Source organism: Nocardiopsis sp. NPDC050513 (assembly GCF_044457925.1).
Classification (GTDB): Bacteria; Actinomycetota; Actinomycetes; order Streptosporangiales; family Streptosporangiaceae; genus Nocardiopsis.
This window is the reverse complement of sequence record NZ_JBITHK010000006.1, coordinates 25,332-38,768: the sequence shown is the minus strand read 5'-3', so window position 1 is coordinate 38,768 and position 13,437 is coordinate 25,332. Positions and strand designations below refer to the sequence as shown.

General features: G+C 71.2%; 10 protein-coding genes. 7 read left to right on the top strand and 3 right to left on the bottom strand.

Annotated features, from left to right (window positions below; translation table 11 throughout):
* Positions 1-115 precede the first annotated feature (115 nt).
* Positions 116-589 carry a hypothetical protein gene (locus ACIBFB_RS12505; protein WP_397229344.1) on the bottom strand — a complete coding sequence of 158 codons (474 nt, stop codon included), beginning with the start codon at positions 587-589 and terminating at the stop codon, positions 116-118.
* A gap of 671 nt (positions 590-1,260) precedes the next feature.
* Between ACIBFB_RS12505 and ACIBFB_RS12500 the strand changes: the two genes are divergently transcribed.
* The 6 genes from ACIBFB_RS12500 to ACIBFB_RS12475 all read left to right on the top strand — a co-directional run bounded on the left by ACIBFB_RS12500 (position 1,261) and on the right by ACIBFB_RS12475 (position 11,397).
* Entirely contained in the window at positions 1,261-2,961 is a 1,701-nt protein-coding gene (locus tag ACIBFB_RS12500; protein ID WP_397229342.1) for an ABC transporter family substrate-binding protein, read from the top strand.
* A gap of 156 nt (positions 2,962-3,117) precedes the next feature.
* A complete protein-coding gene (locus ACIBFB_RS12495) occupies positions 3,118-4,128 on the top strand; it encodes an ABC transporter permease (RefSeq protein ID WP_397229340.1) in 1,011 nt (336 codons plus the stop codon).
* A complete protein-coding gene (locus ACIBFB_RS12490) occupies positions 4,121-5,035 on the top strand; it encodes an ABC transporter permease (protein WP_397229338.1) in 915 nt (304 codons plus the stop codon). Before ACIBFB_RS12495 ends, ACIBFB_RS12490 begins: the two co-directional genes overlap by 8 nt.
* Positions 5,032-7,257 (top strand): dipeptide ABC transporter ATP-binding protein, encoded by a 2,226-nt coding sequence (locus ACIBFB_RS12485; RefSeq protein ID WP_397229336.1) that lies wholly within the window; start codon positions 5,032-5,034, stop codon positions 7,255-7,257. The genes ACIBFB_RS12490 and ACIBFB_RS12485 overlap by 4 nt, the downstream gene beginning before the upstream one ends.
* Positions 7,258-7,385: 128 nt before the next feature.
* Positions 7,386-9,026, top strand: a complete 1,641-nt coding sequence (gene dacB, locus ACIBFB_RS12480; RefSeq protein ID WP_397229334.1) for a D-alanyl-D-alanine carboxypeptidase/D-alanyl-D-alanine-endopeptidase — start codon at positions 7,386-7,388, stop codon at positions 9,024-9,026.
* 301 nt (positions 9,027-9,327) lie between these two features.
* Positions 9,328-11,397, top strand: coding sequence for an ABC1 kinase family protein (locus ACIBFB_RS12475; RefSeq protein WP_397229332.1), 2,070 nt, complete (start codon positions 9,328-9,330; stop codon positions 11,395-11,397).
* 31 nt (positions 11,398-11,428) lie between these two features.
* On the opposite strand, the gene ACIBFB_RS12470 is transcribed toward ACIBFB_RS12475, so the two are convergent.
* Positions 11,429-11,980 (bottom strand): TIGR03086 family metal-binding protein, encoded by a 552-nt coding sequence (locus ACIBFB_RS12470; protein WP_397229330.1) that lies wholly within the window; start codon positions 11,978-11,980, stop codon positions 11,429-11,431.
* 111 nt (positions 11,981-12,091) lie between these two features.
* Here ACIBFB_RS12470 and ACIBFB_RS12465 point away from each other — a divergent pair, with 111 nt between their 5' ends.
* The gene (locus ACIBFB_RS12465) at positions 12,092-12,892 is read left to right on the top strand and encodes a DUF6597 domain-containing transcriptional factor (protein ID WP_397229328.1); all 801 of its coding nucleotides are present in this window, start codon (positions 12,092-12,094) and stop codon (positions 12,890-12,892) included.
* On the opposite strand, the gene ACIBFB_RS12460 is transcribed toward ACIBFB_RS12465, so the two are convergent.
* Positions 12,825-13,430 carry a TetR/AcrR family transcriptional regulator gene (locus tag ACIBFB_RS12460; protein WP_397229326.1) on the bottom strand — a complete coding sequence of 202 codons (606 nt, stop codon included), beginning with the start codon at positions 13,428-13,430 and terminating at the stop codon, positions 12,825-12,827. The two genes, ACIBFB_RS12465 and ACIBFB_RS12460, sit on opposite strands and share 68 nt — an antisense overlap.
* Positions 13,431-13,437: the final 7 nt, after the last annotated feature.

The window sequence follows — 13,437 nt, the reverse complement described above, 5'->3', positions numbered from 1 at the left end:
CCCGAACGGCCGTGCCGCCCAGGTCCCGGGCCTGGGCGGCGCACCGGGCGCACACGCGCCCGCCGACCTCACGCCTGCCCCGCGCTCCTCACGCGTAGGAGCGCCCGGATCCGGCTCAGGAGGTCAGGGAGCGCTCACGGGGCGGGATGCCGGCCACGGCCATGAACGACTCGACCTTGGCGGGCCTGGTCATCCCGGTGAGGGGGAGGTGTGTGCGGGCGGTGCGGCGGCTGCGCAGCGAGGGGAAGCGCTTGGGCCGACCGGAGGTGTCGTACAGGGCGAGGGACCGGATGCGCCCGGTGAGCACGTGGTAGGAGCCGATGTCCTGGAACGGGACGCTGACGACGTAGCGGCCGCGCACGTAGCGGAACTCGTCGTCGGAGACCTCCAGGACCGGTGACGTGATCCGGTGCCCGTGGACCGCGAGGGCGATCCCCGTGAGCGCGAGGAGGACACCGAGGGTGACGGTGGCCCAGTGGCCGGGTTCGACGACCACGGCGACGACGGCCAGCGCCACGAGGAGGTAACCGGCCGACAACTCCACGTGCTTGCGGCCTGCGGGGCAGACCATGCGGACGGTTTCGGACACGGCAGATGCCTCTCTCGACGGGTACTGCGCGGGGTGATGGCGGTCGCCGATCGCAGCCTATCGGCTTCCCAGACGTGCGGTCTGCGGTTTCGGGCACCCCTGTTGGCGACACTCCAGGGACTATGTGGTTGTTGGTGTCTTTTGTTCCTTCTGTCGCTTTTTCCTGATTGTCATGGGATCTTCGGATGAATGAAACCCTGTGCCCTCCCCCTTCCGGGCGGCGCGCGTTGGGGTTCGCGCGGGCGACCTCTCGCGTTATACGTGTAGTTTGATGTCCTATGTCTGGTTTGGTGTGCGGATCGTCCCGTGAGGATCCCGAGAATAAACGCTGTTGACCTCGTGTCCGCTTCGGTCGCCCGTGTCTAGTGGACATCAATCCCTTTTTGGTATGTCCGAATCCAACTTCGCTGTGTAGTCGGACTCGGAGGGGCTCTGTACTGCGCAAACGCGCGACGGCACGGGATGTTGCGCGCGTGTTGAGGCCGTGTGTCGGGCACTCCGGGCAATGGCCGCGAACGGGTTGCGGATGGGTCACGAATCCTGCAGTGGGGCTATACAGACATTTCGCCTAATGGTCTTCTGATCGACTAATCGCCTAACTTCGGCGGGGTATGCGTCACGCGATCGGACGCTGTGTGTTCGGCTCGTATTAGCGATCAAGGGTGTAACTGATGCACGAACGAAGGAAAACGCTCGCGCTGGCCGCGGCGGGCACATCCGCGATGATGGTGTTGACAGCCTGTTCCGGCGGCGGAGGCGGTCCAGCGGACGGAGAACGGGAGGTCACATGGGTGATCAACAGCCTCCCGGCCGCGTGGGCGAGTACCAGTAGCGCCGGAGGCAGCGTCTACACCCTCCAGATGCTCTCCGGGGTGGTCCCGAACACCGGCATCTGGCTTCCGGACGGCACCTACGAGTACAACCTGGACATCCTCGCCGAGGAGCCCGAGGTCATCAACGACGACCTCGACGCGGGGCCGTTCCAGTACAGCTTCACCCTCGCCGAGGACGCCGTGTGGAGCGACGGCACGCCGATGACCGGCGAGGACCTGCGCGTCACCGCGATGATGTCGGCCTCCCCGGACGAGGGCTACTGCACCACCTGCGACTCCCGGGGCACCACCAACGCGGACATGATCGACACCATGGAGGTCGACGGCACGACCATCACGATCACCCTCAAGGAGGGGCTGTCCGACCCCGAGTGGATGAGCCAGTTCGACTCCGACAGCCCCGGCGGCGGCTTCTACCCGTCCCACCTGGCGGAGGAGAACGGCTGGGACGTCGACGACCCCGACCAGCTCGGCGAGTTCTACACCTGGCTGCACGAGACACGGCCCGAGTGGTCCGGCGGCCCGTGGATGATCGTCGACGGCGACCTGGAGAACCAGGTCGTCAAGGAGCCCAACGCCGAGTGGTGGGGTGAGCCGGTCCAGCTCGACCGCATCATCATGCCGTTCAACAACGACGAGGGCACCTTCGTCAACGCGTTCAACAACGGCGAGATCGACGGAGCCAACCCCGCCCAGTTCAGCGAGGACGTCATCGCGGAGCTGGAGGGCATTCCCAACGCGACCGTCACCATCGCCGAGGGAAGCACCTGGGAGCACATCGACCTCAACACCGAGAACGAGTGGCTCTCGGACGTCGAACTCCGCCGCGCCGTCTTCACCGCGATCGACCGCGACGACATCGCCAGCCGCACCTACGGCCAGGGCTACCCGGACTACGAGCTGAAGAACAACCACACCTTCGGCAACGACAGCGAGTACTTCGTCGACCACGTCACCCCCACCGGCCAGGGGAGCGGTGACACCGAGGCCGCCCTGGAGATCCTGGAGGAGGCCGGGTACGAGCTCGACGGCGACACCCTCATGCTCGACGGCGAGCAGGTGGGCCCGTTCCGCCTCCGCAGCACCGACACCGTCGTCCGCAACAACTCCGTGCAGCTGATCCAGTCCCACCTGGCGGAGATCGGCATCGAGACCACCATCGAGATGACCGACAACCTCGGCGAGATGCTCAGCACCCAGGACTTCGACATCGTCGAGTTCGGCTGGAGCGGTTCCCCCTACTTCGCCAGCAACCCCGAGCAGCAGTGGCACAGCGAGAGCACCAGCAACTTCGGGCGGCTCGACAACGAGGAGATCGACGGGCTGGTGGAGTCCACCGGCTCGGCCCGCAACCGCGACGAGGCGGCCGACTACGCCAACGAGGCCATGGAGATCCTCGTCGAGGAGGCGTACGTCCTCCCGCTGCTGGCCGACCCGAACTACTTCTTCGCGAGCGACCGGGTCGCGGGCATCGAGGACAACCTCTACTCCAGTTTCCGCGCCACCTACAACATCGGTGAGTGGAGCCTCGCCGAGTAGACCGGCGCAGGTCTCCGGGCCCGGGCACGGGAGCCCACCCGTCACCCGCCACCCCGCACGGCTCTCCACGCGGGGTGGGGCGTCCTCGACGGACGCCCGCGGTGCGGCGCCTCCCCTGCCCGGGCCGGTCCTCGTTCACCCTGAAGGATCACACCCATGCTCGTTTACACGGTGCGGCGCGTGCTGGGCTCGATACCCGTCCTGCTCCTGGCCTCCGTCCTCACCTTCGTCCTGATCGACCTCTCCGGCGATCCCCTGGCCAACATGCGCGTCATGCAGCCGCCCCCGGACCCGGAGGTCATCCAGCTCCAGGAGGAACGCCTCTACCTCGACCGGTCCATGCCGGAGCGGTACTGGCTCTGGATCACCGGCATCGGCGGCAACGGCGACATCGGACTGCTCCAGGGCGAGTTCGGCCCCTCCACCCAGAGCGCCACCTACGACATCGGCGCGAACATCGCCGAACGCCTCGGGGTCACCCTGCGGCTGGTCGGCGCGGCGACCGTCTTCGCCATCGGCCTGGCCGTCCTCACGGGCGTGGTCAGCGCGATGCGGCAGTACTCCAAGCTCGACTACACCCTCACCTTCGTCGGCTTCCTCGCCCTGGCCATGCCGACGTTCTGGTTCGCCGGGATCGTCCAGCAGGCCGGGGTCGGGTTCAACGAACTCGTCGGCACGCAGTTCTTCGCCACGGTCGGCGACGGCACCTACCAGGCGCAGAGCGAATCGGGCTTCGGGCTGGTCACCAACGCCCTCGCCTACATGACCCTTCCCACGATCGTGCTCATGCTGACCAGCTTCGCGTCGTGGAGCCGCTACCAGCGCACCTCCATGCTGGAAGTGCTCAACAGCGACTACGTGCGCCTGGCGCGCGCCAAGGGCCTGCCCAACCGGGTCGTCGTCCGTCGGCACGCCCTGCGCACCGCGCTCATCCCCCTGACCACGGTCGTGGCCGTCGGCATGGCGGCCATCATCGACGGCACGGTCCTGACCGAGCGGGTCTTCCAGTGGCGCGGGCTCGGCGAGTTCTTCATCCAGGCGGTCGCGGCCAACGACTCCTTCGCGCTGATGGCGTGGCTGATGCTCAGCGGCACGACCGTCATCCTGGCCAACCTCATCGCCGACCTGCTGTACGGCGTGCTCGACCCGAGGATCCGCTATGAGTGAGAACAGCGCGCCGGGCACGGCCGTCGCCGCCGAAGGGGTGGGCGGCGTCCAGCGCACCCAGCTCCAGTTGATCGTCCGCCGGTTCCTCCGGCACCGGCCCGCCATGATCAGCCTGGGCGTGCTGGTCGTGATCGCCCTCTTCGCCTTCCTGGGCCCCTACTTCTGGACCTGGGACCACCTCGTCCACCGGGAGATCCCGCCCAGCGTCCCGCCGAACGCCGACCACCCGCTGGGGACCACCACGGCCGGGCACGACGTGCTGGGCCAGCTCATGCGCGGCGCCCAGCAGACCCTGAAGGTGGCGTTCACCGTGTCGCTCCTCGGCACCGCGGTCGGCTCCCTGTGGGGCGCGACGGCCGGGTACTACGGGGGACGGACCGACGCGCTGATGATGCGGATCGTCGACGTCTTCATGATCGTCCCGCTGCTGGTCATGGTCGCCGCGATCGCCGGCAGCGTGCGCGGCGGCACCACGTGGTGGGCGGTGGCGCTCATCATCGCCGCGTTCTCCTGGGCGCAGATCGCCCGCGTCGTCCGCGGCGTGGTGCTGTCCCTGCGGGAGCAGGAGTTCGTGGAGGCGGCACGGGCGGCGGGCGCGTCGCCGGGCTGGATCATCGTCCGGCACCTGCTGCCCAACGCGGCCGGGCCGATCATCGTCGCCGCGACCCTCCTGGTGGCCGTGGCGATCCTGCTGGAGGCGGGCATGTCCTTCCTCAGCTTCGGCATCCAGCTCCCCGACATCTCCCTGGGCCAGATGATCGGCGACGCCCGTACGGCCGCCTCCACCCGACCGTGGCTCTTCTACCCGCCGGGCGTCCTGCTGGTGATCGTCTGCCTGACGATCAACTTCATCGGCGACGGCCTCCGCGACGCCCTGGACCCGCGACAGACCATGGAGCGCCGATGACCGCGACCGACGCGACGAACAGCGAGAAGGAAGCCAGGGAAGCCACCGTGGAGCGCGACGACGTGGTGCTGGAGGTCAACGACCTCAGTGTGACCTTCCAGTCCGACGACGGGCCGCTCCGGGCGGTCCGCGAGGTCTCCTACGTGCTCCGCGCGGGTGAGGCGCTGGGGATCGTCGGCGAGTCCGGGTCGGGCAAGTCGGTGACGTCCATGGCGATCATGGGTCTGCTGCCCCGCAACGCCCGCGTGAGCGGATCGGCGCGCGTGCTGGGCCAGGAGGTCGTCGGTCTGACGGACGCGCAGATCAGCAAGGTGCGCGGCGAGCGGATCGCGATGATCTTCCAGGACCCGTTGACCTCGCTCAACCCCGTCTACACCGTGGGCTACCAGATCTCCGAGGCCGTGCTCGCGCACCGGAACGTGAGCAAGGCCAAGGCGATGGACCGTGCCCTGGAGCTGCTGGAACTGGTCGGTATCCCGCACCCGGAGCAGCGGCTCAAGCAGTACCCGCACGAACTGTCGGGCGGCATGCGCCAGCGCGTGGTGATCGCGATCGCGATGGCCAACGACCCCGACGTCATCATCGCCGACGAGCCGACCACCGCGTTGGACGTCACCGTGCAGGCCCAGGTGCTGGAGGCGTTGAACGCGGCGCGGCGGGAGACCGGCGCGGCGCTCGTGCTCATCACCCACGACCTGGGTGTGGTGGCCGGGAACGTGGACCGGGTCGCCGTGATGTACGGCGGCCGGATCGTGGAGTCGGGGCCCGTGGAGGAGGTGTTCTACCGGCCGCGGATGCCCTACGCCCTCGGGCTGCTGGGCTCGCTTCCCCGGCTCGACGCGGACCGGCGCGAGCGCCTCACCCCGATCACGGGGACGCCTCCCTCGCTCAACGCCATGCCTCCGGGCTGTTCCTTCGCGCCGCGCTGCCCGATGGCGCGGGCGCGGTGCCGGGAGGAGGAGCCGCTCCTGCTGGCGCTCGACGAACGCGGTGACCGCGTGTGGGCCGACGTCGGCGACGCGGGCGCGCACTCAGCGGCGTGCCACTTCAGCGCGGAGCTGGGGGAGTCCACCCCGGCCGACCTGTTCCGCGCCGGGGCCGCGGCCGGGACCGGCACGGAGTCGGCCGCGGAGCCCGGCTCCGCGGGCGGGGAGTCCCCGGACTCCCCGGGAGAGGACGCCTCGGGCGCGGGCTCCGGGACGGGGGGCGGCGGTGAGCCGATCCTCACCGTCACCGACCTGGTGAAGGACTTCCCGATCCGCTCCAAGGGCCTGCTCCGGCGGAAGATCGGCGAGGTGCAGGCGGTGTCCGGGATCTCCCTGGAACTGCGGGAGAAGGAGACGCTGGCCCTGGTGGGCGAGTCCGGGTGCGGCAAGTCCACGACCGCGCGGCTGCTGTTGCAGCTGATCCGGCGGACGTCGGGCGAGGTGCACTACAGGGGCCAGCCGCTGCACGCGCTCACCCCGCGCCAGATGCGCCCGTTGCGGCGCGACCTCCAGATCGTCTTCCAGGACCCGTTCGCCTCGCTCGACCCGCGCATGACGGTCGCGGACATCATCGCCGAGCCGCTGCGCATCCACCGCGAGGGCAACGGGAAGTCCCGGCGCCGCGTTGGGGAGCTGCTGGAGCTGGTGGGGCTCAACCCGGAGCACGGCTCCCGGTATCCGCACGAGTTCTCCGGCGGTCAGCGCCAGCGCATCGGGGTCGCCCGCGCCCTGGCGCTCAACCCCCGTGTGCTGGTCCTGGACGAGCCCGTCTCCGCCCTCGACGTGTCCATCCAGGCGGGTGTGATCAACCTGCTGGAGGACCTGCAGGAGGAGCTGGGCCTGTCGTACCTGTTCGTCTCGCACGACCTGTCGGTGGTCAGGCACATCGCCGACCGGGTCGCCGTGATGTACCTGGGCCGGATCGTGGAGACCGGCACGACGGAGCAGCTGTTCGGGGCCCCCGCGCACCCGTACACGCAGGCGCTCATCTCCGCCATCCCTCTGCCGGACCCGGTCAAGGAACGCACCCGCGAGCGGATCATCGTCACGGGTGACGTCCCCAGCCCGGCCAACCCGCCGTCGGGGTGCCGGTTCCGGACGCGGTGCCCGAAGTTCGCGAACGACCTCTCTGCCCAGGAGCAGGCCCGATGCGTGGAGGAGCCCCCGGAGCTGGAGGAGCGGGGCGCCGGTCACCGCGACGCCTGCCACTACTCGGAGGTGGTCGAGCTGATCTGAGGCCGGGGTCCGTGCCCCGGGCGCGTCCGTGGCGGACGGGAACTCCGTCCGCTACGGTCGTTCCGCCATGTTCCGTGGCGCCGCGCCCCCGTGTCAACGGACCCCCGACCGATCTCACGAGGAGATCCATGACCGCCGAGACCCCCGACGGCCACCGCCCCTCGCGGTTCCGTCCCGGCCGCCTCCGGAGGAGAACCCGTCTGGCCGCCGCCGCGCTGGCCGCGCTCCCCCTGGCCGCCGTCGCGCCGTTCACGGCCTCGTCCGCTCTCGCCGACGCGGTGGACGAGCGGGACCGCCTGGCCGAGCTGCGCGCCGACATCGACGCCCTCCTGGAGGATCCCGCCTTGGAGGGGGCGGTGTCCGGTGTGGTCGTCGTCGACCCCGAGACGGGCGAGCGCCTGTACTCGCGCGACGGCGGGGAGCAGTTGCTCCCGGCGTCCAACATGAAGCTGTTCACCACCGCGGCCGGGCTGGACGTGCTCGGCGCCGACCACACGTTCACCACGGACGTCGTGGTCGAGGACGAGCGCCGGCGCCGGCACTCCGTGACCGACCTGTACCTGGTGGGCGGCGGCGACCCGTCGCTGACCGCCGAGGACCTGGACGCGATGGCCGAGGAGGTCGCCGACTCCGGGATCAGGGTCGTGCGAGGGGACCTGGTCGCCGACGACACCTGGTTCGACGACGAGCGCCTGGTCGACGACTGGTGGCCGTCGGACGAGCCGTACGCCTACTCCGCGCAGATCTCCGCGCTGACCGTCGCCCACGGGGAGCGCCTCGACACCGGCGTCACGGAGGTCGTGGTCGCCCCCGCGGGGGAGGGTGAGCCGGTCGACGTGGACCTCGGCGCCGCCGAGGGCTACATGGAGCTGGACAACCAGGCCGTCACCGTGGCGGCCGGGGAGACCGGCTCCGTCGTGATCGACCGTCCCACGGGCGCCAACACCATCACGGTCACCGGCTCCCTGCCGGAGGACGCCGACCCGGTCGTCCGGCTGCGCACGGTCGACGAGCCGGCCGCCTTCGCCGGGCACGTGTTCCGGGAGGCGCTGGAGCGGCACGGGGTCCGGGTCCGCGGCGACGTGACGCTGGGCGAGATGCCCGAGGACCGGTCGGACGCCGAGGTGGTCGCCGACCACGAGTCCGACACCCTGGGCGAACTGATGGTGCCGCTGATGAAGTTCAGCAACAACGGGCACGTGGAGATGCTCGTCAAGAGCATCGGCCGGGAGGTCGCCGACGAGGGGTCGTGGGCGGCCGGTCTGGCCGGCGTCGAGGAGGCCGTGGCCGGTCTCGGCGTGGACACCGGGGACATGGTCTTCCACGACGGTTCCGGTCTGTCGCGGACCGACCGGGTCACCGCCGACGCCGTCACCGAACTGCTCAGCCGGACGCGGGACGCCTCCTGGTACGGGACCTGGCGCGCCTCGATCCCGGTCGCGGGCGACCCCGATCCGTGGGTCGGGGGCACGCTCGCCAACCGGATGCGCGGTACGGCCGCCGACGGAGTGGTCCAGGGCAAGACCGGCACGATGTCCGGGGTCAGCGCGCTGTCGGGGTACGTCACCGGGCCCGACGGCCGCGACCTGGTGTTCAGCGTGGTCAACAACGGCCACGCGGGGTGGGCGCCGATCCACGTGCAGGACGGGATCGCGATCAGCATCGCCGAGTACCTGGGGCACGAGGCCCCGGTCGCGACGCTCCGCCAGAACGCCCCCGCGCAGCAGCGCGGCGGTGAGCTGGAGTGCTCGTGGGAGCTGACCTGCTGATCCGGGTCTGACCCGCTGATCCGCCGAGATCCGACGCTGTGGGGCGCGCACCTGAGGGGGCGCGCCCCCTTCGCGTCCGCGGGGCCGGCGGGTTGTCTGAGGCGGTGCGGTGGCGGGGCGGTGAGTTGTCCACAGGTAGTGGACCCGCCACCCACGGTCGCCGCGAGGGTGGCAGACTCGGATCCAGGCGCCCCCGTCCCCACCACGCCGCACCGGGATCCAGGGCGCCGCCTCCTGCCCCCCGGCGGGCGTCCGTGCACGAGCGGGTGTCCGCCACGACGACCCGGAAGGGTTCGTGGCCATGTTCAGCCACCCCGAACAGTTCCCCGTACACACGTCGGCCGTCCTGGCCGCCCCGGCGGCCACGGACGCCGGGAGCTGGCTGGGACAGATCCTGTCCATCGGCCTGTTCGTCCTCCTCCTGCTCGGGCTGGGCGTGCTCGCGAGCCGGATGATGGGCGTGCCGTTCAACGCCCCGCGGCTCGTGATCGCCGGGGCGGTCGGCGTGCCGATCGGCGGCGCCGCCAGCATCCTGCTGTATCTGGGCTCCACGCCCACCTCGCCCGACTTCGATCCCGAGCGGCTGGCGGGGCCCGGGTTCGTCGCGCTGATGTCGCTGGCCATGGCCGTCGCGGCGATGCTCGTGTTCGTCGCCCTCGAACTCGCCCTGCCGCAGGGGACCCGGCTGCGCCCGTTGGCGGCGGCGCGCGGGACGGTGCTGTGGTTCAAGCGCGTCGGTCGGTACCGCAGGATCGTGTGGATCCTCGCCCGGCACGGCCTGTGGGGGTATGTGACCCGGCGGCGCGACGCGGGGGAGGACGCCTCCACCCAGCGCCGTCTCGCGCGGTCCCTGGCCCGGTCCATGGAGGAGGCCGGGGTGGTGTTCGTCAAGCTCGGCCAGGTGATGGCGACACGGCGTGACCTGCTGCCGCCGGTGTTCGTCGAGGAGCTGGGCCGCCTGCACAGCGAGGTGGCGCCCGTGCCGTTCGGCCAGGTGCGCGAGGCCGTCGAACGATCCCTGGGCCGCCCCCTGGACGAGCTCTTCGCGGACTTCTCCGCCGAACCGCTCGCCTCGGCCTCCATCGCCCAGGCCCACCTGGCGCGGTTGCCGGACGGACAGGAAGTCGTGGTCAAGGTCCAGCGTCCGGGCATCGTGCCGGTCGTGCGGCGGGACCTCGACATCATCCGGAGGCTGGCGCGCAGGTTCCAGCGGGGGACCGAATGGGGGCCGGCGATCGGGGTGGTGGACCTGGCGGAGGGGTTCGCCGAGGCGCTGTTGGAGGAGCTGGACTTCGAGGTCGAGGCGGCCAACATCGCCGCCGTCGCCGAGGCGACCGCGGGGTCGCCCGTGCGCATCCCCACCGTGCACGAGGCCTACACCACGCGCCGGGTCATGGTCATGGAACGCCTGCACGGGACGCCGCTGGGCTCGGCCGACCTGGACGGCGCGGACGGCGGCCACATCGCCCGTGTGCTGCTGGACTGCCTGCTGGAGCAGGTGATGATGAGCGGCATCTTCCACGCCGACCCGCACCCCGGCAACATCATGGTGCTCGACGACGGCGGTGTGGGGCTGCTGGACTACGGTTCCGTGGGCCGCCTGGACGGGCAGACCCGTGAGGCGCTGCGGATGATGCTGCTGGCCATCGACCGCACCGACGCGGTGCTGCTCACCGACACCCTGTTGGACGTGGTCGACGACTCCGCGGGGGTGGACGAGGAGCGGCTGCGGCGGGCGCTGGGCCAGTTCATGGCCCGGTACCTGCACAGCGGAGCGACCGCCAGCATGCGCATGTTCACCGAGCTGATGCTCATCGTGACCCGGTTCGGCCTGTCGCTGCCGCCCGAGTTGGCGGCGGTGTTCCGGGCCCTGGCCACGCTGGAGGGCACGCTGGTCCACCTCTCTCCGGGCTTCGACACGGTCACCGAGGCCCGGAGGTTCGCGGAGAACCGGATGGCGGACGCCCTGAGCGCCGACAACGTGCGGGACGCGGCGATGGGGGAGCTTGCGGCGCTCATGCCCACGCTGCGGAGGCTGCCGCGCAGATTCGATCGGATCACCGACCAGCTGCACAAGGGCCGGTTCACCGTGCGGGTGCGGCCGTTCGCCCATCCGGAGGACCGCGCTCTGCTGCGGCACGCGGCCCAGCGCGCGGTGCTCACGGTCCTGGCGGCCGTGACCGGGCTGATGTCGGTGGGGTTGTTCAACGCCGTCGAGGGGCCCGGTGTGGTGTGGGCCGACCTGTCCTCGCGCGCCCAGGTGCTGAGCATCGCCGCCTGGGTGCTGTTGGCCGCGTCGGGACTGATGATCCTGCGGCTGCTGGTGGGGATGACCAAGCTCGGCGCCGCGGCCCGCGCGGCGGACACGTGAGGGCGGCGCCGTGTCGGCCCGGCGGGGCGGGTTACCAGGCGCGGCGGCCGAGGTGGGCGAGCAGGCGGGTCTGGTCGTCGGCGCCCTCCGGCGGGGTCAGCTCCTGGCCGCACACGCCCTCGCGGCGCAGGTTCGGGCCGAAGCGGTCGGCGGTCTCGCGCGCCCAGCGCACGTCGTCGGGGTCGAGGCGCTCGTCCTGGCCCGTCGCGCGGCACAGGTCCCACCGGTGGACCACGAGGTCGAACCCGAGGAACTGGTCGACCGCCCGGGCGAACGTGGTCCGGCCGAAGAGGCCGTCGAACTCCGTGCCGGCGCGCTCGGCGTCGTCGAGGTCGGCCAGGACCACTGACCTGGCCGCGTCCCAGGCGGCGGCCGGGTCGTCGTCCACCGAGGGGATCTCCCCGAGTCCGCGGCCGACCAGTCCCAGGAACATGCCCTGCGTGTCCACCACGTGCTGGACCAGGTCGCGGACGGTCCAGCCGTCGCACGGGGTGTCGGCCGACCACCCGTCCTCGGGAACGGCCGCGACGGCGCGCGCGAAGTCGGCGGAGAGGCGGTCGTAGCGCTTGGCGATGTCACTCATGGCGGAACCTGCTTCCGGGAGTCGTCGGTGACGACCAGTCTGATCCGGCAGCCGCAGGAGGTCTTGAACAAACGCGACACGTGTTCGAACGCCGCGTCCTATGCTTGGCCCGTGATACCGAAGTCCGTCGACAGGGACGCGCGCGGCATCCTCGACCCGGAGACCGGGCTGACCCGCTTCCGGCTCGACCGCCACGCGCCCTCGTCGCCCGTCGCCCGTCTGGTGGACCGCTACTGGGTGGCCTCCTGGGACCTGACCGACCGTGCGCCGCACGTGCAGCGGGTCCTGCCGCACCCCGTGGTCAACGTGGTGTTCACCGGGGGCCGCGCGGGCGTGCACGGTCCCGCCACGGGTGTGACCGAGCGCCGTCTGGAGGGTGTCGGCTGGGCGCTCGGGGTCATGTTCCGTCCCGCCGGATTCCGGCCGCTCCTCGGTCGCCCCCTGAACACGATCGTGGACGCGGCGCTGCCGTGGGCGGAGGTCTTCGACGACGACCCGCCCGACCACGCCGGTCCCGGGCCGCTGATCGCGTGGGTGGACGGCCACCTCGCCGCGCGGCTGCCCGAGGAGCGCCACCCGGCGGAGGACACCGCCGACATCGTGGACCGGGTGGCCGCCGATCCCGCTGTGGTCAGCGTGTCCGCGCTCGCCGAGCGCGAGGGAGTCGGGGTGCGTCTGCTGCAACGCCGGTTCGCCGACCACGTCGGCCTCGCGCCCAAGACGGTGATCCGCCGGTACCGGCTCTACGAGGCCGCCGAGCGCGCCCGTGCGGGGGACCGGCCCGACTGGGGGCGGCTCGCCGCCGAACTCGGCTTCAGCGACCAGTCGCACCTGACCCGTGAGTTCACATCCGTGATCGGGGTTCCTCCCGGCCGGTACGCGGCGCGGTCGTCGCGGACACCAGCCGGGTGAGCACTGCGTACACCTCGTCGTCCGTCAACGCGGACTCGGTCGTACAGGCGCGCAGGAACAGGCCGTCGACCGCGGCCGCCGCCCCGGTCCTGGCCACCGGGTCGGTCAGGTAGGCGGCGAGGAAGGAATCCACGGCCTCGTTCCAGCGTTCGATCTGTGGGCGCAGCGACGGCCGCCGCGCGGCGATGAGGAAGAGTTCGCACTCGGCCATCACGTGCGCCCGATCGGCGCCCGATCCGGCGGCCACCAGTGCGGCGAACCCGCGCAGCGCGTCGTCGGGATCGTCGGGCAGGGCGGTGATCGCGGCCACGTAGGTGTCGTTGACCCGCGTGAGGGCGTCCACCAGGAGGTCGTCCACGCCCGCGTAGTAGTACGTGACCGCGCTGGGCGGGACGCCCGCCTCGGCCGCCACCCGCCGTTGGCTCACGGCGGCGACGCCGTCGCGTTCGACGACGCGCATCGTGGCGTCCAGAAGGAGGCGGCGGCGCTGCTCTCCCTTGCGCCGTCGGCCGTCGGAGATGTCCTCGGTCTCGCTCACGTGTCCC